Origin of the sequence: Pseudomonas sp. ADAK18, assembly GCF_012935695.1 — a bacterium.
Taxonomy (GTDB): Bacteria; Pseudomonadota; Gammaproteobacteria; order Pseudomonadales; family Pseudomonadaceae; genus Aquipseudomonas.
In genome coordinates, this window is record NZ_CP052859.1 from 400,746 (window position 1) to 423,288 (window position 22,543).

16 protein-coding genes are annotated in these 22,543 nt (G+C 59.3%); 10 read left to right on the plus strand and 6 right to left on the minus strand.

The window, feature by feature from the left end; translation table 11 throughout:
* The first annotated feature begins 18 nt into the window (after positions 1–18).
* From der to HKK55_RS01855, 3 genes are all read left to right on the plus strand, one after another.
* Complete coding sequence (der, locus tag HKK55_RS01845; RefSeq protein WP_154743539.1) at positions 19–1,488, plus strand: ribosome biogenesis GTPase Der; 1,470 nt, start codon at positions 19–21, stop codon at positions 1,486–1,488.
* Positions 1,489–1,600: 112 nt separating this feature from the next.
* Positions 1,601–2,749: a pyridoxal phosphate-dependent aminotransferase gene (locus HKK55_RS01850; protein ID WP_169353097.1), complete on the plus strand. Its 1,149-nt coding sequence runs from the start codon at positions 1,601–1,603 to the stop codon at positions 2,747–2,749.
* Positions 2,737–3,528, plus strand: a complete 792-nt coding sequence (locus HKK55_RS01855; protein ID WP_169353098.1) for an amidohydrolase — start codon at positions 2,737–2,739, stop codon at positions 3,526–3,528. Before HKK55_RS01850 ends, HKK55_RS01855 begins: the two co-directional genes overlap by 13 nt.
* A 200-nt stretch (positions 3,529–3,728) precedes the next feature.
* On the opposite strand, the gene leuA is transcribed toward HKK55_RS01855, so the two are convergent.
* The 4 genes from leuA to HKK55_RS01875 form a co-directional block, all read right to left on the minus strand.
* Positions 3,729–5,408, minus strand: a complete 1,680-nt coding sequence (gene leuA, locus HKK55_RS01860; RefSeq protein ID WP_169353099.1) for a 2-isopropylmalate synthase — start codon at positions 5,406–5,408, stop codon at positions 3,729–3,731.
* A 343-nt stretch (positions 5,409–5,751) separates the two neighbouring features.
* Positions 5,752–6,573 (minus strand): peptidoglycan DD-metalloendopeptidase family protein, encoded by an 822-nt coding sequence (locus HKK55_RS01865; RefSeq protein WP_169353100.1) that lies wholly within the window; start codon positions 6,571–6,573, stop codon positions 5,752–5,754.
* A 3-nt stretch (positions 6,574–6,576) separates the two neighbouring features.
* On the minus strand, positions 6,577–7,956 hold the full coding sequence (gene xseA / locus HKK55_RS01870) for an exodeoxyribonuclease VII large subunit (protein ID WP_169353101.1): 1,380 nt from the start codon (positions 7,954–7,956) through the stop codon (positions 6,577–6,579).
* 10 nt (positions 7,957–7,966) lie between these two features.
* A complete protein-coding gene (locus HKK55_RS01875; protein ID WP_169353102.1) occupies positions 7,967–8,863 on the minus strand; it encodes a LysR family transcriptional regulator in 897 nt (298 codons plus the stop codon).
* A gap of 99 nt (positions 8,864–8,962) precedes the next feature.
* Between HKK55_RS01875 and HKK55_RS01880 the strand changes: the two genes are divergently transcribed.
* From HKK55_RS01880 to guaA, 4 genes are all read left to right on the plus strand, one after another.
* Positions 8,963–9,730, plus strand: a complete 768-nt coding sequence (locus HKK55_RS01880; protein WP_169353103.1) for a sulfite exporter TauE/SafE family protein — start codon at positions 8,963–8,965, stop codon at positions 9,728–9,730.
* Between the two features lie 144 nt (positions 9,731–9,874).
* Entirely contained in the window at positions 9,875–10,423 is a 549-nt protein-coding gene (locus HKK55_RS01885) for a sugar ABC transporter ATPase (RefSeq protein ID WP_155581707.1), read from the plus strand.
* 104 nt (positions 10,424–10,527) lie between these two features.
* Positions 10,528–11,997, plus strand: coding sequence for an IMP dehydrogenase (guaB, locus tag HKK55_RS01890; protein WP_155581706.1), 1,470 nt, complete (start codon positions 10,528–10,530; stop codon positions 11,995–11,997).
* Positions 11,998–12,079: 82 nt separating this feature from the next.
* Positions 12,080–13,657 carry a glutamine-hydrolyzing GMP synthase gene (guaA, locus tag HKK55_RS01895; protein WP_169353104.1) on the plus strand — a complete coding sequence of 526 codons (1,578 nt, stop codon included), beginning with the start codon at positions 12,080–12,082 and terminating at the stop codon, positions 13,655–13,657.
* Between the two features lie 69 nt (positions 13,658–13,726).
* On the opposite strand, the gene HKK55_RS01900 is transcribed toward guaA, so the two are convergent.
* Both HKK55_RS01900 and treR read right to left on the minus strand, forming a co-directional pair.
* Positions 13,727–16,777, minus strand: coding sequence for a membrane-targeted effector domain-containing toxin (locus HKK55_RS01900; RefSeq protein WP_169353105.1), 3,051 nt, complete (start codon positions 16,775–16,777; stop codon positions 13,727–13,729).
* A gap of 65 nt (positions 16,778–16,842) precedes the next feature.
* Positions 16,843–17,547: a trehalose operon repressor gene (gene treR, locus HKK55_RS01905; protein ID WP_169353106.1), complete on the minus strand. Its 705-nt coding sequence runs from the start codon at positions 17,545–17,547 to the stop codon at positions 16,843–16,845.
* A 325-nt stretch (positions 17,548–17,872) separates the two neighbouring features.
* Here treR and treP point away from each other — a divergent pair, with 325 nt between their 5' ends.
* The 3 genes from treP to HKK55_RS01920 all read left to right on the plus strand — a co-directional run bounded on the left by treP (position 17,873) and on the right by HKK55_RS01920 (position 22,492).
* Positions 17,873–19,315, plus strand: coding sequence for a PTS system trehalose-specific EIIBC component (gene treP, locus HKK55_RS01910; RefSeq protein WP_169353107.1), 1,443 nt, complete (start codon positions 17,873–17,875; stop codon positions 19,313–19,315).
* Between the two features lie 132 nt (positions 19,316–19,447).
* A complete protein-coding gene (gene treC, locus HKK55_RS01915; protein WP_169353108.1) occupies positions 19,448–21,094 on the plus strand; it encodes an alpha,alpha-phosphotrehalase in 1,647 nt (548 codons plus the stop codon).
* A gap of 177 nt (positions 21,095–21,271) precedes the next feature.
* The gene (locus HKK55_RS01920) at positions 21,272–22,492 is read left to right on the plus strand and encodes a carbohydrate porin (protein WP_169353109.1); all 1,221 of its coding nucleotides are present in this window, start codon (positions 21,272–21,274) and stop codon (positions 22,490–22,492) included.
* Positions 22,493–22,543 lie beyond the last annotated feature (51 nt).

Genomic DNA, 22,543 nt, shown 5'->3' on the forward strand with positions numbered 1-22,543 from the left:
AACGAAGTGGAGAGCCGCATGGTTCCCGTAATCGCCCTGGTGGGCCGACCCAATGTCGGCAAGTCCACCTTGTTCAACCGCCTGACCAGGACTCGCGACGCCATCGTCGGCGACTTGTCCGGTCTGACCCGTGATCGCCAATACGGTGAGGCAAAGTGGCAAGGGCGCTCCTACATTCTTGTCGACACCGGCGGTATTTCCGGTGACGAGCATGGCATGGACGAAAAGATGGCCGAGCAGTCGCTGCTGGCCATCGAAGAAGCCGATGTCGTGTTGTTCCTGGTGGATGCCCGCGCGGGCTACACCGCTGCTGACCAGATGATTGGCGAACACTTGCGTAAGCGCAACAAGCGCTCCTACGTGGTGGCCAACAAGATCGACAACATCGATCCAGAACTGGCCCGCGCCGAGTTCAGCCCGATGGGCCTGGGCGATGCGATCCCGATCGCCGGCGCCCACGGTCGTGGCATCACCCAGATGCTGGAAATCTGCCTGCGTGACTTCCCTCGGGATGACATCGAGGAAGAAGAGGGCGAAGGCGAGATCGTTGCCGAAGGTGAGGAAGCCAAGCGCATTCCTGGCCCTAGCGAAAAAGACGGTATCAAGATCGCTATCATCGGCCGGCCGAACGTTGGCAAGTCGACTCTGGTCAACCGCATGCTCGGTGAAGACCGGGTTATCGTCTATGACGAGCCCGGTACCACCCGCGACAGTATCTACATTCCATTTGAACGTAACGACGAAAAGTACACGCTGATCGACACCGCCGGTGTGCGCAAGCGCGGCAAGATCCACGAGGAAGTTGAAAAATTCTCGGTGGTGAAAACCCTGCAGGCGATCAAAGACGCCAACGTGGTGATCTTCGTCATGGACGCCCGCGAAGGCGTGGTCGACCACGACCTCAACTTGCTGGGCTTTGCCCTGGAAGCCGGTCGGGCACTGGTGATCGCGATCAACAAGTGGGACGGCATGACGCCGAGCGAGCGCGACTTCGTCAAGATCGAGCTGCAGCGTCGTCTGTTCTTCGTCGAGTTCGCCGATATTCACTTTATCTCGGCACTGCACGGCACTGGCGTGGGCAACCTCTACGCCTCGGTGCAGAACTCGTTCAAGTCAGCGGTAACCCGCTGGCCGACCAACCGTCTGACCCAGATCCTCGAAGACGCCGTAGGCGAGCACGCACCGCCGATGGTCAACAACCGTCGGATCAAACTGCGTTACGCCCACTTGGGTGGTGCCAACCCGCCGATTATCGTGATTCACGGTAACCAGATCGAGAAGGTGCCGAAGTCCTACGTCCGCTACCTGGAAAACACTTACCGCCGTGTCTTGAAACTGGTCGGTACGCCGATCCGGATCGAGTTCAAAGGTGGCGAGAACCCATATGAGGGCAACAAGAACAGCCTCACCGACCGCCAGGTAAACAAGAAGCGCCGGATGATGACTCACCACAAGAAGGCCGATAAGAAGCGTCGCGATAAACGCTGATCTTGATCTGTCAAAAGGGCGCCTCTGGCGCCCTTTTTCATGCCCGCCGTATGGGCTATCCTCGGGGCTTCCCGTGCCGCCGTAGAGCCGGGTGTTCAGCAGGGACTTACCGATGATCACCAGCAAGCTGCCGAATGTCGGCACCACTATTTTCACCACCATGTCGCAGCTCGCCTTCGATACCGGCGCACTCAACCTGTCCCAGGGTTTTCCCGATTTCAATGGGCCTCAAGGTTTGCTCGACGCGGTGGGCAAGCATATCGCCCTCGGCCATAACCAATACGCGCCCATGACCGGCTTGCCAGTGCTGCGCGAGCAAGTGGCGGCCAAGATCGCTCGCAGCTATGGTGCCACGGTCAATGCCGACACCGAAGTGACCATCACCCCAGGCGCCACCGAGGCGATTTTCTGCGCGATCCAGGCGGTAATCCGCAGCGGCGATGAAGTCATCGTCTTTGATCCCGCCTACGATAGCTACGAACCCTCGGTAGAACTGGCTGGTGGTCGTTGTGTGCATGTTCAATTGGGCCTGCATGACTTCGCCCTGGATTTCGAGCAGATCAAGGCCGCGCTGTCACCGCGTACCCGCATGATCATCCTCAACAGCCCGCACAACCCCACTGGCGCCCTGATCAGTCGCGCGGAGCTGGACCAGTTGGCTGAGCTGATTCGCGACCGCGATATTTATGTGGTCAGCGACGAAGTCTACGAACATCTGGTATTCGACGGCGTGCCTCACGTCAGCGTGTTGGCCCATGAGGAGCTGTATCAGCGCGCCTTCGTGGTCAGCTCCTTCGGCAAGACCTACCATGTCACTGGCTGGAAAACCGGCTATGTCGTCGCGCCACCAGCCCTTAGCGCCGAGCTGCGTAAGGTGCATCAATATGTCAACTTCTGTGGTGTGACCCCGTTGCAGTATGCTTTGGCGGACTTCATGGCCGAACACCCGGAACACGTCGAAGAGCTGCCGACGTTCTATCAGGCCAAGCGCGACCTGTTCTGCGACCTGCTGGCGCCTTCGCGTTTCAGCTTTACTCGGGTGACCGGCACTTACTTCCAATTGGTGGATTACTCACAGATTCGCCCGGACCTGGATGACGTGGCCATGTCACTGTGGATGACCCGCGAACACGGTGTGGCGACGATCCCGGTTTCGGTGTTCTATCAGAACCCACCGCAAGGCCAGCGCCTCGTGCGTCTGTGCTTTGCCAAACGCGAGGAGACGCTGCGTCAAGCAGCAGAAAAGCTATGCGTGATCTGAGTGCACTGCCCAATCTGAATATCGCCCTGGTGCAGACCACCCTGGTGTGGCATGACCGCCAGGCCAACCTCGAGCATTTCGAACTGCTGCTGGATCAGGCCCAAGGCGCTGACCTGATTGTGCTGCCGGAGATGTTCACCACCGGCTTCTCGATGGAGTCGAAAACCCTCGCCGAGCCGGAGCACGGCCCGACCCATGATTGGCTCCGGGCCCAGGCAAAAAAATACAACGCGGTCATCACCGGCAGCGTGATCATCCAGGCGGCCGACGGCAGTCATCGCAACCGTTTGTTGTGGGCGCGGCCGGACGGCGAAGTGTGGCACTACGACAAGCGCCATCTGTTTCGAATGGCCGGTGAGCACGACCACTACACCCCCGGCGAGCGCCAGGTGCAGTTCGAACTCAAGGGTTGGCGGATCCGTCCGTTGATCTGCTATGACCTGCGCTTCCCGGTATGGAGCCGCGATGCCCAGGACACTGACCTGCTGCTGTACACCGCCAATTGGCCGGGCGCACGGCGTCAGCATTGGAATCGCCTGCTGCCGGCTCGGGCCATCGAAAATCTCTGCTACGTAGCAGCGGTGAATCGAGTGGGGACGGATGGCAAAGGCTTTGCCTACACCGGTGACAGCCAGGTCCTGGACTTCCAGGGCGAAAGCCTGCTGAGCGCGGGGGAGGCGGATGGGGTGTTTCAGGTTTGCCTGGATGCATCGGAACTGGCGGCGTACCGCGCGCGGTTCCCGGCGAATCTGGATGCTGATACTTTCGAGTTTGTCTGAAAGGTTTCTATTGTTTGAGAGAATGCTATCGCGGGCAAGCCCGACTCCCACAAGGGGAATGCATTTTTTCCAGACAATGCAGATCAAATGTGGGAGCCGAGCTTGCTCGCGATGAGGCCCTGACAGACACCGCAGCTTTCAAAGCCAACAAAAAGGCCCCTGGGTTCTCACTCAGGGGCCTTTTGCATTTCAGCGGCTGGTTACGCCGCTTTAGCTTCCAACTGGCTCAACGAGCGGTTCAGCGCGCTGAACACGGCCTTGAAGCTGGCCGTGGTGATGTTTTCATCAATGCCCACGCCGTGCACCGGACGCTCACCGTTGACCCGCAGTTCAATGTAGGCCGCTGCCTTGGCATTGGTCCCGGCACCGATGGCGTGTTCGTTGTAGTCCATGATCTCGACACCAATCGGCAGGCCGGCCACCAGCGCTTCCAGGGCGCCGTTACCCTTGCCATGCCAACGCAGGTTGGTCTCGCCCTGGCCTTTGCCGGAGACTTCGACTTCCACCGAGCTGTTGCCGTTCTCTTCCTGCAAACGATGGCTGACCAGCGCGTACGGGGTGTTGGCTTGCAGGTATTCACGCTGCAACAACGCATGAATCTGCGAAGCGGTCATTTCCAGGCCCACACGGTCGGTTTCAGCTTGTACCACTTGGCTGAACTCGATCTGCATACGACGCGGCAGGCTGATGCCGTATTCCTGTTCCAGCAGGTAAGCGATCCCGCCTTTGCCCGACTGGCTGTTGACGCGGATCACTGCCTCGTAGCTGCGGCCGATGTCGGCCGGGTCGATCGGCAAGTACGGTACTTCCCACAGGGCGTCGGACTTCTGCTGGGCGAAGCCCTTGCGGATCGCGTCCTGGTGAGAGCCGGAGAAAGCGGTGTGAACCAGATCACCCACATACGGGTGACGTGGGTGCACTGGAATCTGGTTGCACTCCTCGACGACTTTGCGCACGCCGTCGATGTCGGAGAAGTCCAGCTCAGGGTTCACGCCCTGGGTGTAGAGGTTCAACGCCACGGTCACCAGGTCGACGTTACCGGTACGTTCGCCGTTGCCGAACAGGCAGCCTTCGACACGGTCGGCGCCGGCCATCAGGCCCAGCTCGGTGGCGGCCACGCCGGTGCCACGGTCGTTGTGGGTGTGCAGGCTGATGATCACGCTGTCACGACGGTTGATATGACGACCGAACCACTCGATCTGGTCGGCATAGATATTCGGTGTGGCGCACTCGACGGTAGCCGGCAGGTTGAGGATCACCTTGTGCTCGGGCGTAGGGTTCCAGACCTCGATCACGGCGTCACAGACTTCCTTGGCGAACTCCAGTTCGGTGGCGCTGAAGGTCTCTGGCGAGTACTCGAAGGTCCACTGGGTTTCCGGCTGCTGGGCGGCGTATTTGACGAACAGCTTTGCTGCGTTGACCGCGATGGCCTTGATCCCGTCCTTGTCCTGGTTGAAGACAATGCGGCGGAACGACGGCGAAGTGGCGTTGTACAAGTGAACGATGGCTTTCTTCGCCCCGCGCAGGGATTCGAAGGTGCGGGCGATCAAGTCTTCACGGCCCTGGGTCAGCACCTGAATGGTGGTGTCCTCGGGGATGTGGTTGTCTTCAATCAGGGTACGCACGAAGTCGAAGTCGGTTTGCGAAGCGGCCGGGAACGAGGCCTCGATTTCCTTCACGCCTACCGATACCAGGGTTTTCCAGAAGCGCAGTTTTTTTGCCGCGTCCATCGGTTCGATCAGCGACTGGTTGCCATCGCGCAAGTCGGAACTGCACCAGATTGGCGCTGCGGTGATGGTCTTCGACGGCCAGGTGCGATCCGGGATATCGATAGTCGGGAACGCGCGGTATTTCGAAGACGGGTCTTTGAGCATGCTCATCAGAAGAATCCTTGTTGTAGGGCCGAGAAGAGGCGGCCTGCCGGAAAGCGTTTATTAGGGATACTGCTATTGGATAAAGCAGGGGACGAGGCAGTTCGATTCAGCCTGGCAGTCGTGCGCTGACAAGGCACAGGCTGCGGTGCTGGCGAAGTTGAATGAGGGTGTGAGAGGTTTTCATAAGCTCAACCCTAACCGCGAGGGTGAAAGATGGCAAGCTGTTGAAAAAAATTGAGAGAAGTTCTGCTATTAACGTCGTAAACGAGATTTTATGGTTGGGGATGGCGTGGATGGTGGTTTTATTTGCGCGCTCTTTGCTGGGCGCGCAATAGAGGTGATTTACTTCTTAAGGCTGGAACGCCCCGATAAAAATCGCCGGATCCACGCGCGCATCATTCAGGCTGATATTCCAATGCATATGCGGCCCGGTCGCCCGTCCGGTGGAACCCACTTTGCCCACCACCGCGCCGCGAGCCAGTTGCTGGCCTACCGTCACGTCAATCTTCGACATATGGCAAAACATGCTGATAAAGCCCTGGCCGTGGTCGACAAACACGGTGTTGCCGTTGAAGAAGTAGTTACCGGTCAGGATCACCTTACCCGCTGCCGGGATCTTGATCGGAGTGCCGGCGCCTACAGCAAAGTCCAGACCGGAATGAGGATTACGTTCCTCACCATTGAAGAACCGGCGCACACCAAACTTGCTCGACAGCGGCCCGTTGACCGGCTTGTCCAACACCAGGTTGCTCGGGGTGTTCGGGCTGAAGCTGCGGTAGGCCTTGAGCTGGACCGCCAGCTCGCCTTCGATGCGCTTGAGCTGTGCCGGCTCCGGGTTCACCTGGCTTTTGTTCTTCAAGGTGATGTGCTGTTCCGGGTATTTCTTGTTGCCCACCGTGAACGGCAAGTTGCGCGCGCCACTGCTGATCTGTTGGCTGCCAGGCTTGACGGTCAGAGGGATGCCGACAATCGCCAGCCAGTTGTTCTGTTCCTTGACCACCAGCACCGGTTTGCCTTGATAGGTAGCCTTGGGCGCCGTCGCCGAGACACCCAGGTCAACCACCGCAACGCCACCGGGCACCGGTTTATTCAACACGCGGGTGATGTAGCTGTCGGCATGGGCATTGAAGGTCAGGCACAACAGCATCAACAAGCTTAGAAAACGTGGCATGCATCAATCCAGTAGCGAGAGGGTGACGGGTGTCAGGTGGTTGTCTTCCACCCGGACCTGCAATTGGCCTTCACCGAGACGCGCGGTGAGACGCTGGCCGGTGTGGGTTTGCGCGGCATTACGAATCGCCTGGCCGCGCTCGTCCAGCAGAATGCTGTAGCCACGACCCAAGGTTGCAAGTGGGCTGACCACTTGCAGCGTTTGCACTTGGCTTTGCAATTGCAGGCGACGTGCCTTGAGGCCTTCGCGCATGGCGCGGGGCAGGCGTTCGGCGAGGCTGTCCAGGCGCTGGCGCAGCAGGGCCAACTGACGGCCAGGATGTTGGCCGGCGAGGCGGGTTTCCAGGCGGATCAAGCGTTCGCGTCGGGTATTGAGGCTGCGCTCGAACGCGCGACGCAGACGCATGTCCAGGTCGTCCAGGCGTTGGGCTTGCTGACGTAGACGCTCGCCGGGATGACGCAGACGACGAGCCATGCCTTCCAGGCGCAGGCGATCATGCAGCAGGCGGTTACGCATGTGCATCACCAGGCGCCGGTGCAGGCTTTCAACCTGGCGCACCAGATCGCTGGAGTCCGGCGCCAACAGTTCCGCAGCCGCAGAGGGCGTCGGGGCGCGCACATCGGCAACGAAGTCACTGATGGAAACATCGGTTTCATGGCCGACGGCGCTGACAATCGGCGTCACGCAGGCATCCACGGCACGAGCCACGGCCTCTTCGTTGAAACACCAGAGGTCTTCCAGGGAGCCGCCGCCACGGGCCAGGATCAGCGCGTCGAAGCCACGTGCGTCGGCCAGCTTCAGTGCGCGGACGATTTGTGCTACCGCTTCACGGCCTTGCACGGCAGTCGGGATCAACGTCAGTTGCACGTTGGGCGCCCGGCGGCGGAACACGCTGATGATGTCGCGAATCACCGCGCCGGTGGGCGAACTGATAATCCCGATACGTCGGGGATGAGCCGGCAGAGGTACCTTGCGCTCGGCACTGAACAACCCTTCGGCGCTGAGCTTCTCCTTCAACGCATCGAAGGCCAGGCGCAGGGCACCATCGCCGGCCGGTTCCACCGTGTCGAGGATCAACTGATAGTCGCCACGACCTTCAAACAGCGAGACCTTGCCCCTGACCTTGACCGCCAGGCCGTCTCTCAAAGCTTGGCGCACCCGCGCGGCGTTCTGCCGGAACAGCGCGCAACGCACTTGGGCGCCGCTGTCCTTGAGGGTGAAGTACACGTGGCCGGAGGCCGGGCGGGCGAGGTTGGAGATTTCGCCTTCGACCCAGATATTGGTGAACACGTCTTCCAGCAACACCCGCGCGCGGCCGTTGAGCTGGCTGACAGTCAGGACTTCGCGGTCCAGGCCCAGGCGGGCAAAGGGATCTTTAATCATGGGCGGCAGTTTATAGGCATTCGTGCAGGGTTTGACAGAATTGCTCCACCAATGCCGTCGGCGCTTGCCGACAGGCAAGGGCGATGGTGCTTTGGCTGTCGGGATCGGCCAGGGGCAAGAAATGGATGTTGGCGGGTGCGATGTCTTGCATCGACTCCGGCAGCAAGGCGATACCGAACCCGGCCTGGATCAACTGCAATTGGGTGGTCTTGCGCGACATCACCCGTGCGGCCTTGGGGAAAAATCCGGCGCGCATGCACAGCTCGGCGGACAGATAACTCAGCCCGCCACGCTGCGGGTGAGGGATTGAAATAAACGCTTCGTCCCGCAACTGAGCCAGGTCGATACCGACGGCGGGTATGTTCTGCGCGAGAGGGTGATTCGGCGGCACTGCCAGTAACAGTCGTTCGCTATATAAAGGCACGATTCGTACACCTTCGCGCTGGCGCAATACCGGCAAGCGCAACAGCCCTGCATCGAGCCGACCGTCGGCGATTTCTTCCAGCTGCGCTTCGGAGGACAGTTTGACGATGTCCATCGACACGCCAGGGCACTGTTCAAGGTAAGCACTGATCCCTTGTAGCAGGCGGCCGCTCATGGGCACGGTGCTGGAATGGCTCAGGCGCAAGGTGCCGAGTTGACCGTTGCCCACTTGGGTGGCCATTTCACTGGCTTTGAGTAGTTCGCCCAGCAGGTTGCGTGCCCGTGGGTAAAAGGCTTCCCCGGCCGCCGTCAGCCGTGGCTGGCGGGCCGTGCGTTCGAACAGTGGGGTTTGCAGGAGGATTTCAAGCTCCTTGATCTGCCGGCTGAGGGCCGATTGCGCGACGAACAGCCGTTCGGCTGCGGCGCTGAAACTGCCGCTCTCGGCGATTTCGACGAAGTAGCGCAGTTGACGGGTGGAAATCACAAGTCATGCCTTTTCGAGATAGGTGAGTGGCTTTGAAGATATTAGTCGCAACTCAGAGTGATGGCTAAAGTGACTGCCATCATCTTCAAGGAATACCTCATGAACTGGGTCGAACTGCTTAACCAATGGGCCTTCAGTGGTGTCGACTGGCTGGTGATCGGTGTCGGGATTGTCGTGGCTTATATCGTGTTTGGCATCGCCGGGTTCGGCACGGCGCTGGTGGCGGGGCCAATCCTGATTCTGTTCATGCCGTTGTCGAAGATCATCCCGCTGCTGGTGCTGCTGGACTTTGTCGCCGCCTTTGGCAACCTCCTGCAGTCGCGGCGGGACGTGAATAAGCCAGAACTGTTGAGGCTGCTGCCGTGCATGGCGATCGGTTGCACCCTGGGCGTGATCTTTCTGCTCAATCTCCACTCGAACCTTTTATTGCTGTTAATGGGGCTGTTCATCAGTGCCTACGCGATCTATAGCCTGTTGGTAAAGGCTCGCCCCAAGCAGTTGGCGGCCGGCTGGGCCATTCCTATGGGCACTGTCGGCGGTCTGTTCGGGGCGTTGTTTGGTAGTGGCGGCTTTTTATATGCGATCTATCTGAACAGTCGTCTGCCCAAAGACCCAGCGCGGGCGACCCAGAGTGCCTTGATCAGTTGCAGCACCGTGGTGCGTTTGAGTTTGTTTTTGCTCGCCGGGGTGTATGCCGAGCTACCCTTATTGGTGTTGGCGGTGTGCTTGCTGCCGGCGATGGCCCTGGGGCTGTGGGTCAGCCGGCGGCTGACACTGCATATGTCCCGTGAGGCGTTCGTGCGGCTGGTGACCTGGTTGGTACTGGGCAGCGGCATTGCGTTGATTGCCCGGTACATGAGTACTTGACCCGTTTTTTTCAGGGATTAAGCTGCCGTCCTCCCGGGCCTCATCGCGGGCAAGCCCGGCTCCCACAGTTGATCGCATTTCAATGTGGGAGCCGGGCTTGCCCGCGATGAGGCCAGAAGTCACACCGCAGGACATCCAGGCCTCATGAACTCCCAAAGCATCCTTGTCCCGAAGATCTCCACATTGCCTGTCCACGAACCCCGGGCCCGGGCGATTGTGCGCTGGCTGGTGCGCAAGAATATTGTCAAGGAAGAGCTGACCACCTGTGGCCGTACCGGCAACCGCATGGCCTACGCGCTCGCCGACGGTGCCCGCGCCGTGGTGCTGCACCCCGAGGCGCTGCCGTTCAACGAGCCGGTCAATGGCCTGGAGATCATCTATAAACGCTGCATCTACACGCCGGCCAAGGGCTTTCTCGAGGAAGCAGGCTGCCCTGAATGCCTGAAAGAAGTCGGCGAAGCGCTGTTCGAAAGCCTGGAAGACTGGATGCCCGGCCACACCGATAACTTCACTTGCCCATTGTGTGGTCATGAAGACGACATCAACGGCTTCCTGTACTTGCAGGAGTGCGGCTTTTCCAACCTCGGGTTCATCTTCAATAACTGGGCGGAGGCGGGGTTCAAGCAGAGTTTTATCGACGAATTTGCCGATTGGTTGGACCAGAAGATGAGTTGGGTCAAAGTCGAGCTTTAACCCTTCTATCAGTATTACCAAGTTTGTCAGAGTTTTACATTGAACCCGAGGGGGTGTCTGACTATAATGGCGCGCTTCCATTTTCCCGCTCGGGAGCCCCCGCGATGCTGCGTATCAGCCAAGAAGCTCTGACATTCGACGACATTCTCCTAGTGCCCGGTTATTCCGAGGTGCTTCCTAACGAAGTCAGTCTCAAGACCCGCCTAACCCGTGGCATCGAGCTGAATATTCCTCTGGTTTCCGCTGCCATGGACACCGTCACCGAAGCCCGTTTGGCAATCGCCATGGCTCAGGAAGGCGGCATCGGCATCATCCACAAGAACATGACCATCGAGCAGCAAGCTGCCGAAGTGCGTAAGGTCAAGCGTTACGAAGCCGGTGTGGTCAAGGACCCGATCACGATCGAGGCCGATGCCACCGTTCGTGACCTGTTCGACCTGACCCGCCTGCACAATATCTCCGGCGTTCCGGTGCTGCACGATGGCGACCTGGTCGGCATCGTCACCTCCCGTGACGTGCGTTTCGAGAACCGTCTTGAAGTCACCGTCCGCGAAGTGATGACGCCTAAAGAGCGTCTGGTCACGGTCAAGGAAGGCGCCGACAAGAACGACGTTCGCGAATTGCTGCATAAGCACCGCATCGAACGCGTACTGATCGTTGACGACAAATTCGCCCTCAAAGGCATGATGACCGTCAACGATATCGAAAAAGCCAAGGCTTACCCGCTGGCCAGCAAGGACGATCAAGGTCGTCTGCGCGTAGGCGCTGCGGTCGGCACCGGTAAAGACACCGGTGACCGTGTCTCGGCCCTGGTCGCCGCTGGTGTTGACGTGGTGGTGGTCGACACCGCTCACGGTCACTCCAAAGGTGTGATCGACCGCGTACGTTGGGTCAAGCAGAACTTCCCTGACGTGCAAGTGATCGGCGGCAACATTGCCACCGGCGCTGCCGCCAAGGCACTGGTTGAAGCGGGCGCTGATGCAGTCAAGGTCGGTATCGGCCCAGGCTCGATCTGCACCACCCGTATCGTTGCCGGTGTGGGCGTGCCGCAAATCAGCGCCATCGCCAACGTCGCCGCTGCCCTTGAAGGTACGGGCGTACCGTTGATCGCCGATGGCGGTATCCGTTTCTCCGGTGACTTGTCCAAGGCCATCGTAGCCGGTGCTTCCTGCGTGATGATGGGCTCGATGTTCGCCGGTACTGAAGAAGCGCCAGGCGAGATCGAACTGTTCCAGGGCCGCTCCTACAAGGCTTACCGTGGCATGGGTTCGCTGGGCGCAATGTCCCAGGCTCAAGGCTCTTCCGACCGATACTTCCAGGACTCCTCGGCAGGCGCCGAGAAGCTGGTACCGGAAGGTATCGAAGGGCGTGTTCCGTACAAGGGCACCCTGAGCGCCATCATCCATCAACTGATGGGTGGCCTGCGTTCCTCGATGGGCTACACCGGCAGCGCCGACATCGAAGAAATGCGCACCAAGCCTGAGTTTGTGCGGATCACCGGTGCTGGCATGGCCGAATCCCACGTTCACGACGTACAGATCACCAAAGAAGCGCCGAACTACCGCGTAGGTTGATGCTTCAAGCAAATAGTTAAGTAACCGGGGCTGTCTTATTCAGCCCCGAGTTGTTTCTGATTCATTAGACGAGACTGATCTCATGGCCCTCGACATTCACGCCCACCGCATCCTGATCCTCGACTTCGGTTCCCAGTACACCCAGCTGATTGCCCGCCGCGTGCGTGAAATCGGCGTGTACTGCGAACTGCATCCGTTCGACATGGACGACGAAGCGATTCGCGAATTCGCTCCAAAAGGCGTCATCCTCGCCGGTGGCCCCGAGTCGGTACACGAAGCCAACAGCCCTCGTTGCCCTCAAGCTGTGTTTGACTTGGGCGTGCCGGTCTTCGGTATTTGCTACGGCATGCAGACCATGGCCGAGCAACTGGGCGGCAAGGTCGAAGGTTCCGAACTGCGTGAATTCGGTTATGCCCGCGTTGATGTCGTCGGCAAGAGCCGCCTGCTGGACGGCATCGAAGACCACATCGACGCTGACGGCCTGTTCGGCCTCGACGTATGGATGAGCCACGGTGACAAGGTCACCAAGATGCCGGAAGACTTCCACATCCTGGCCAGCACCCCGAGCTGCCCGATTGCTGGCATGTTCAACGACGCGCGCGGCTACTACGGCGTGCAGTTCCACCCGGAAGTGACCCACACCAAGCAAGGCGGCCGCATCCTGTCGCGCTTCATCCTCGACATCTGCCAGTGCGAAGCGCTGTGGACCCCCTCGAAGATTGCTGAAGACGCCATCGCCAACATCCGTGCCCAGGTCGGCACCGATAACGTCCTGCTGGGCCTGTCCGGTGGCGTTGACTCTTCGGTGGTTGCCGCGCTGCTGCACAAAGCCATCGGCGACCAACTGACCTGCGTCTTCGTCGACAACGGCCTGCTGCGTCTACACGAAGGCGAGCAAGTGATGGCCATGTTCGCCGAGAACATGGGCGTCAAGGTGATCCGTGCCAACGCTGAAGATCAGTTCCTGAACAACCTGGCCGGCGAGTCCGACCCGGAGAAGAAGCGCAAGATCATCGGTCGTACCTTCATCGACGTATTCGATGCCCAGTCCAACAAACTGGACAACATCAAGTACCTCGCCCAGGGCACCATCTACCCTGACGTGATCGAGTCGGCTGGCGCCAAGAGCGGCAAGGCCCACGTGATCAAGTCTCACCACAACGTGGGTGGCCTGCCTGAGGAAATGAACCTCAAGCTGGTCGAGCCGCTGCGCGAACTGTTCAAGGACGAAGTCCGCCGTCTGGGCCTGGAACTGGGCCTGCCGTACGACATGGTCTACCGTCACCCATTCCCGGGCCCGGGCCTGGGCGTGCGGATCCTCGGTGAAGTGAAGAAGGAATACGCCGACCTGCTGCGTCGTGCCGACCACATCTTCATCGAAGAACTGCGCAAGGCCGACTGGTACCACAAAGTCAGCCAGGCTTTCGTAGTGTTCCAGCCGGTGAAATCGGTTGGCGTTGTAGGCGATGGCCGTCGTTACGCGTGGGTCGTGGCCCTGCGTGCGGTGGAAACCATCGACTTCATGACCGCCCGTTGGGCACACCTGCCGTACGAACTGCTGGAAACCGTCAGCGGCCGTATCATCAATGAAATCGAAGGTATTTCGCGCGTCACTTATGACGTGTCGAGCAAGCCGCCGGCGACCATTGAGTGGGAATAAACATTGGCCGACATGGCCAACGTTAAGTAACTAAAAAAACCTGGCCTCGGCCAGGTTTTTTATTGTCTGTCAGATAGGCAACCGGCTTTGCAAACTCATGCCCATGTTAGTAAGGGCGCTGGACAGCTTTTCCAGCGTTGGGAAGTGCACATCATGGACGGCAGCCCAGGCAGGCCGGTCGATATAAAAGCTGCCATCGGCCAGCCGATTGATGGGTGTGCTGACGATCCCCCTGTCTCTGCTGTGATGCAGCAGCGTGTAGTTGCCCTGGCTTTCATTGATCAGGTACATGCCCTTGCGAAACAACAACCGCTGGTTTTGCTGCAAGGTGCGCCGCACCAGAGGCGCCTCTACTTGTACCCGCAGGTCGGCATGGAAGGTGTCGAAGCTATCGCCGGCGCTTTCAAGCAGGGGCGCATTGTCGCGATCTATGGCAATACCGGGGTCCAGGCGCACATCGTTACCTTGCCCAGGCAGCACCTCTTCGACACGCAGCCCGATGCCACCTTCCAGTTCGCTGAGGCCGGCGAATCCATTGAAGGTGTTGATGTTTCTCGCGCCCGTCAGTACCAGCCACTTACCGCCACCGTTCAGGGCTCTATCGGCTTGGATAAGGGTGTGGGCGAGGTAGTTGCTCGTTACTTGTTCTGACAGGTCGGCGACAGGGGCGGGGTATTTGTAATGGGCTGCACAGTCGATTGCCTGCACGCGTATGCCGTTGTTCCTGGCGGTCTTGACCAGCTCCAGTTCGTTGAATTGCCCGGACGGGTCAGTGCTCAGTCGGCTCAGGTGGTTTTCCAGGTCCTCGGACATAACTCCGGTGCGGAAGTAGAGGTTCAAGTCATCTTGGGCGAAGTCATTGAGCAGGCGGCGCATGTACAGGGTTTTGACGCTCTTGCGCGCAAAGAGTGGCATTTTTTCGATTACCAGACGGGTACTGGCGACACGGTCGAGGGTTTCACCGATGACGTATCCCGGTACCTCGTCGGGCAGGCACTCGAGGGCTTCATCAAGGGTGGCGGTGGGTTCAAAGGCGGGGATATCCGGGCGAGCCGGTAACCGGGCCCAGGGCAGTTCGTTGTAGAAGTCTTGCGCCAATTGCAGCAGTTTGCGGTGGGTTGAGCCGTAGTAGTAAGTGAAACTGTCGATGCAGCCGAAACGGCTTTGAACGTGAGTTTCATTGAGCCCCAATGCCCAGCGTTTTACTTCTGGGCGGGTCGATGGCGGGGTATCGAATTGCGTGGTGACCCTGCGTACGCCGCTAGACGGCTGAACCACAGGTTGCGAAGGCGGTGTGGTGCGCGAGGGCGCTGTTTCCTTTGCCGCTTTACTGGAGTTGCCGCCACCGCCTTTCAGGCCTTTGCCGCCGGGCACCCGCTCCCATTCATTGAACTCATTCAGGCGCACCGGCAGCGAGCCGGAAAAGGCATGGGGGGTGTTCGGGTCGACGATGGCCCAATAACCACGGCCATTGGGATCGCTTTCATAACGTACGTAATAGGCTTCATCGTTCAGTAGGATGGCTTGCTGGGGCATGCCGTCCGATGACCTGAGGGAATAAACCTGCTGAAACTTTCCGGGGGCGGTATCCAGGGTTTCGCCTTCCAATATCAGGTTGGTCTGGTAGATGGCCGGCACCGCAGGTTCAGGTGCCGACGGTGGCGCAGGGTGTTCTGCGGGAAGTGTGGTTTCAACCGCCAGGGTTTCGGCAGCTTCGGCGATATCCGGCATGACTCCATCGGCTTTCAGCAGCGCGAGGTTGAACAGGGTGTCGATGGCACTGAGTACGGCGCCAAGCTCCCCGGCGCGACGCTCAGCGAGGGTTTTGCCGTTGATGGCCTGGTCGATATTCAGGCCGAGATTCGCCACGCTGGCCCCCACGACCACCAGGGCTATCGGCCAGCCCGCCACCGCCATCGGGCCGAAGGTTTTGCCAAAGGCATTCAGGTAGCCGATCCACAGTTTCTTGCGCAGGTCGCCGTTGCTGCGCAGAGCAAAGTCCGCATCATTGTGCATACGAGACTTGCCGGAGTGCGCCAGCCAGGTAAACGCATCGCCTTCAATCGTCTGGTCGGTTTGGTTGATCAGGTGGTGCTCCCAGGTGCCCCAGTCGATAAAGAGCTGCTCGATCAGGTGGTACAGGCCGGTGTCGACCGAGTCTGGCGGCAGGGTGCCGGCCAGGGCCTGGCCGGTACGATAGATCAGCACGGGTGTCAGCAGCATCTGCTTCCAGGTCACGGCGTCGGTGTCGTCCTGCTGGACCTGGGCCGACAGCGGGAAGTGGGCCATGAAGCGGGCGCGGTTGTCCGGATGATTGGTCTGGTTCAGCAGCCAGAAATGCAGGTCGGCGGGGGTCTCGCAACAATGGAAAGCCTGGGCGTCGCCGGGGATGTAGAGGATTTGCCGGCCAGCGTGGTTGACGATGCGCAGGATGTCCGTGGCGATATGCCCACCGATATCCAGCGCCGCCACACGCAGCCCATTCACAGAAGGCGACTCGGCTTGCAGATGGGACAGGGTCGGGGGCCAAGGCAGGTTGCTGGCCAGGGCCTGGAGGACCGTTTGCAACTGTGACTCGGTAAGGTGCCCGGTATGACGGGCTTGCAGTGCCTGGGCCAGGCAGTTGACCTTGGCCAGGGTGCGGAAGTCGTCGAAGTGGGCGCTCCAGAAGCTGTTCATGCGGGTGGTGTAGTGATCACTGAAGTTGATCGTCCAGAAATCGTCGAGCACTGCACGGGCCGATAGCCGCACTTCGTTGTGGTGATCGAACAGCCGCGCCTCGGGACCATCGAGATAGAAGCCACCATCGCCGTCGAGCAGGTCGGCATTGTCCTGGTCATGCACATTGAAGCGGTGAATGACCAACTGCGTCAGGGTCATCGACTCTTGCGGTTTTTCGTTATGGCTCCAGCCGGTAAAGGCCGACGGGTCACTGTAGCTGCCGTTGAAACGGTGCCAATACAGGTAATCGGGGTCCAGGTCCGCCAGACCGTGCCTGGCGAGAATCTCACGGGCGGTCTCGATGGCCATTGTCTGCATATTCGGGCAGGCATCCAGCACCACGGGAGCCAGGGCTTTGAGTTGTTGCTGGGCGGCGGGGGATGTATCGGTAAGCGGCATGCTGCTCTCCTTGAGGGGGGAGAACCGAGCATGCCAATCCCTTCAGAAGGGCGGTGGGTAGATAATTACCGCCTGGCGATATCGGAGAAGTAGAACTTATCCAGGGTATGCCGCGACTCGGTGTATTCGAACTGCCGACCGTCCTGCAAAAACGTCTGGTTACTCACCACGATCACATGACTTTGACCCTCGAGGTCCAGGTGTGCCTGGTCGTCCTTGCTGCGGGGCAGGGCTTCGATGGTGCGTTGCGCGTAGCTGATCTGCAGTTGCAGGGTCTGTTCGATAAACGCGTAGATCGACTGTTCGGCAATCGCCTGGTCCAGGCCAGGAATCAGTTCGGCGACGAAGTGGTTGATGTCGAGGATTACCCGCTTGCCGCCGATGCGCCGTACCCGTTTGATCCGGGTGATCAGGCTGCCGGCTTCGGCCTCGATATGTTCCAACAGCGCGCCTTCCAGCGGGAACTGGGAGAACTCGACGACGTCGGTGCGCACATCATCCCCCAGGTCAGCGTGGGTTTCGCGGAAGCTGACAATCCCGCCCAACTGGAACTCGATGGGGTTGGGCGACAGCACAAACGTGCCTTTGCCATGAATTTTTTGCGCGAACCCACGCTCCTGCAACTGTTCGATAGCCCGGCGTACGGTGCCGCGGCTGGCCTGATAGGCGTCCATCAGTTCGGTTTCGGAGGGCAGGCGAGTGCCGCGTTGCAGGCGTTCGGTGGTGATGCTGGCAAGCAGATCGGTGTAGATCTGGTTGTATTTGCTCATGGGGAGGGCTCTGTGCCGCGTTTGCGTTCAAGGCAGGAACCTTAGAGCCAGAGGTGGGGTTTGTCCATTGGACCATTGGAAAACTGTGGTCTGTGTAGGAGCGAGCTTGCTCGCGAAGAGCGGTAACGATAACGCGACGAACCTGATAACCCGCAGCGCTCTCAGGTTCTTCGCGAGCAAGCTCGCTCCTACAGAAAGCGAAAACCGATATTTTTCAAACTCGTACAGACGAGTTGTTGCTTTAACTCGTACAGACGAGTACTTTTGCCCTCGGCGTGCTGCCAATGACTGCCCGAATAACAAAAAAACCAAGTGGAAACCAAGCATGAGCCACGACTATCCGAATATCGCCCGCGAGATTCTCCAGAGCCTCGGGGGCAGCGACAACCTTGAGCAAGCTGCCCACTGCGTGACCCGCCTGCGCCTGGCGCTCAAGGACCCGAGCCTGGTCAAGAGCGGTGAGCTGAACCAGATCGATCTGGTCAAGGGTTCCTTCTTCACCGGCGGCCTGTTCCAGATCGTGATTGGCCCTGGCGAAGTGGAAAAGGTCTACGCCGCCCTGCGCGAACAGACCGGCCTTGCCGCCTCGACCATCGCCGATGTGAAGCAGAAGGGCGTCGAAAAAACCAACCCGATGCAGCGCCTGGTACGGGTGTTCTCCGATGTGTTCATGCCCATCCTGCCGGCGTTGATCATTGCCGGTCTGTTGATGGGCGTGAACAACCTGATGGGCGCCAAGGGCATGTTCATTGCGGACAAGACCTTGCTTGAGGCCTATCCGAACCTGGATGGCCTGTGGAGCCTGATCAACCTGATGGCCAACACCTCGTTCGTGTTCCTGCCGGCGCTGGTGGGCTGGTCGGCGGCCAAGCGGTTTGGCGGCAGTGAAATCCTTGGCATCGTCCTTGGCCTGATGCTGGTGCACCCAGACCTGCTCAATGCCTGGAACTACGGCAAGGCAGTGGCCGGGCTCGACGGCCAGAGCCTGCCGTACTTCGATATTTTCGGCTGGTTCAAGATCGAGAAGGTCGGTTATCAGGGGCAAATCCTGCCGATCCTGATGGCGGCCTACGTCATGAGCGTGATTGAGAAATGGCTGCGGGCGCGAGTACCGAATGCCATTCAATTGTTGGTGGTGCCGATTACCACCATCGTCGTCACCGGTGTGCTGGCGCTGGCGATCATTGGCCCGGTGACCCGTCACCTGGGCATCTTGATCACCGAAGGTGTGGTCACTCTGTTTGACCTGGCGCCGATGGTCGGTGGGGCGATCTTCGGCCTGTTGTATGCACCGCTGGTGATCACCGGCATGCACCACATGTTCCTCGCCGTGGACCTGCAGCTTATTTCTACCCAGGGCGGCACGTTTATCTGGCCGATGATCGTCATGTCCAACCTGGCCCAGGGCAGCGCAGCGCTCGGTGTGTTCTACATGAGCCGCAATGCGCGGGATAAAAGCATGGCCTCGACTTCGGCGATTTCCGCCTACTTCGGCATCACCGAACCGGCGATGTTTGGGGTCAACCTGCGCTTCAAGTTTCCATTCTATGCGGCCCTCACCGGGTCGGCGCTGGGCAGCATTTTCCTCTCGTTGAACAAGGTCCATGCCTCGGCTATTGGGGTCGGCGGCTTGCCCGGTTTTATCTCGATCATTCCGCAATACATCCCAAGTTTTGTCATCGGCATGGTCATCGCAATTGTGGTGCCGTTTGTTCTGACTTGCGGGTTGAGCATGAAGATTGTTCGGCCTGGTTATCGGGTCGCCTGACAGATCGCTATCGCGGGCAAATCGAATCGTCGCACCGCCGCCCCCACAGTTGAAATGCTTTCCCATATGGGAGCTGGCTTGCCTGCGATGAGGCCTTCAGGGCCAGCACACAACCAAATGAAGGAACCCACCATGCAAGACTGGCAACACTCGGTGATCTACCAGATCTACCCCAAAAGCTTCCACAGCCACGCGGGTAACGCCACCGGTGACTTGCTGGGGGTTGTGGACAAACTCGATTACCTGAAGTGGCTGGGTGTCGATTGCCTGTGGATCACCCCGTTCCTGCGTTCGCCTCAGCGCGACAACGGTTACGACATCAGCGACTACTACGCCATCGACCCGAGCTACGGGACTATGGCCGACTGCGATCTGTTGATCAGCGAAGCAGCCAAGCGAGGCATCAAGTTGATGCTGGACATCGTGGTCAACCACACCTCCGTCGAACACGAGTGGTTCCAGCAGGCCCGCAGCAGCCTCGACAACCCGTACCGCGACTTCTACATCTGGCGTGATCAGCCGAATAACTGGGAATCCAAGTTCGGTGGTTCGGCCTGGGAGTACGAGGCGCAAACCGGCCAGTACTTCCTGCACCTGTTCGACCACACCCAGGCTGATCTCAACTGGGATAACCCGAAAGTCCGTGCCGAAGTGTTCAAGCTGATGCGCTTCTGGCGTGACAAGGGGGTCGGTGGATTCCGTCTGGATGTGATCAACCTGATCTCCAAGCCGAAGGACTTCCCGGAAGACAACAGCGACGGCCGCCGCTTCTACACCGACGGCCCGAATGTGCACGAGTACCTGCAGGAAATGCACCGCGAAGTCTTCGAAGGGCATGGCCTGATCAACGTGGGTGAGATGTCTTCCACCAGCCTTGAACACTGCATTCGTTACTCGCGTCCAGAATCGAAAGAACTGTCGATGACCTTCAACTTTCATCACCTGAAAGTGGATTACCCGAACCTGCAAAAGTGGGTGCGGGCCGACTTCGATTTCTTGCAACTCAAGCAGATTCTTTCTGACTGGCAGTTGGGCATGCAGGCCGGTGGTGGCTGGAACGCGTTGTTCTGGTGTAACCACGATCAGCCGCGAGTGGTCTCCCGTTTTGGTGATGACGGCGAGCACCGCGTGGTCTCGGCGAAGATGCTCGCCACCGCGTTGCACTTCCTGCAAGGCACGCCCTTCGTCTATCAAGGTGAAGAGCTGGGCATGACCAATCCGGGCTTCGGCAAGATCGAGCAGTACCGCGATGTCGAGACCCTGAACATCTATCGGCTCAAGCGCGATGCGGGAGAGTCCGAAGCTGAAAGCATGGCCGCGATCATGCAGAAGTCCCGGGACAATAGCCGCACACCGATGCAATGGGATCACGGGGCTAGCGCCGGTTTCAGTAGCGGCAAACCGTGGATCGGCATCCCGGCCAACGCCGCGCAGATCAACGTCGAAAGCCAGCTTGATGATCCGGAATCGGTGCTGCATCACTACCGTGCGCTGATCGCCCTGCGCCGCCATGAACCGCTGATCCAGGAAGGCGTTTACCGCCAACTGCTGCCAGAGCACCTGCAGGTCTGGGCCTATCTGCGCGAAGGCCACGGCGAGCGCTTGCTGGTGGTGAACAACTTCTACGGCACGCCGTGCCAGGTCCAATTGCCGGAAGGGCTTTTCAATCACGCGATCGAACAACGCCTGCTGATCAGCAACTACCCCGACTGCCCGGTACGTACGGCTCAGGTGTCGTTGCGCCCTTATGAATCCTTTGTGCTGCACCTCAAGGACTGAAGAGCGACCTGTAGCCGCTGCCGCCAGGCTGCGATGGATCACCGTGGTGTTTTTGGGAGAACCGTGATGAGCGTTTACCAGTGCTGCGCACTGGATCGCAGCCTCGTGCCTCGGCAGCGGCTACAGGGGGGTACAAAAAAATGAGCCAAAAACATAATAAAAATATCGGAGCGCTTCATGAAAACAACAATAAAGCTGGGCCTCGTTGCTTCTTGTCTGTCTTTACCTTTTGCCGCCCAGGGGCTGGAGTTTGCCGGTTACTTGCGTAGCGGTGCGGGGACCTCGACCGGCAGTGGCAAGCAGCAGTGCTTCCAACTGCCCGGCGCACAATCGAAATACCGTTTGGGTAACGAATGCGAACAGTACGCCGAGCTGGAGTTGCGCCAGGACCTGTTGACCCTTGACGACGGCTCGGTGCTCAGCGTCGATGCCATGGCTTCGTTGTATAACCAATACGATCGCGAGCTGAAGTTTCAGGGGGAAAACAACGGCTCGGCACGCATGCCGCAGATGTATGCGCAGTGGTCGAACCTGCCCAGCCTCAACGGCGGTTCGCTGTGGGCCGGTCGGCGTTACTACAAGCGTAACGACATCCATATTTCCGACTTCTACTACTGGAACCAGAGCGCCACGGGCGGCGGTATCGAGGACGTGAAAATCGGCGATCTGAAATACAGCTACGCGATTTCCCGCAAGGACAACCTGTACCAGAAGGAATACGCCACCCGTCACGATTTCAACGTGGCCGGCTTCAAGACCAACCCTGACGGCGAGTTGGAATTGGGCTTGAGTTACATTGCAAAAGCCGGTGGTCGGGACGCTAACAGCGGCTGGGCCATCACCGCCCAGCACGTTCAGAAACCCTTCCTGGGCGGTCGGAACAAGTTCGCCCTGCAGTACGGCGAAGGTCCGGGCACGGGCCTCGGTTACACCGGTAATACCGCACTGGATAACAGCAGTAAAAGCTACCGTGCGGTGGAGTTCTTCGACTGGCAAGTGACGCCGCGTTTCGGCGGCCAGGTCGAGGCGGTGTACCAGAAAGACATTCGCCCGGGCAGACAGGATCAGACCTGGATGTCCATTGGGGTGCGCCCTGCCTATGCAATCACCGAGCAGTTCAAGCTGGTGACCGAGTTGGGTCACGATCAGGTCGAGGCCACCGGTGGCACACGCAAACTGAGCAAATTTACCTTTGCCCCGACCTGGTCGCCTAAAGGCCCGGATTTCTGGGCGCGGCCGGAAGTGCGTTTGTATTACACCTACGCTACCTGGAACGAAGCCGCCAAACGTGCGGCCAATGAACTGGCGGCGGGTTCGGCGTTGTCCGACACCGGCGCTTATGGCACGGCGCGGCATGGATCGAATTTTGGTGTGCAGGTTGAATATTGGTGGAAATAAATGAACCCGGTACACCCATGATTCATGTGAATGGGCTTTATGTGGGAGCGG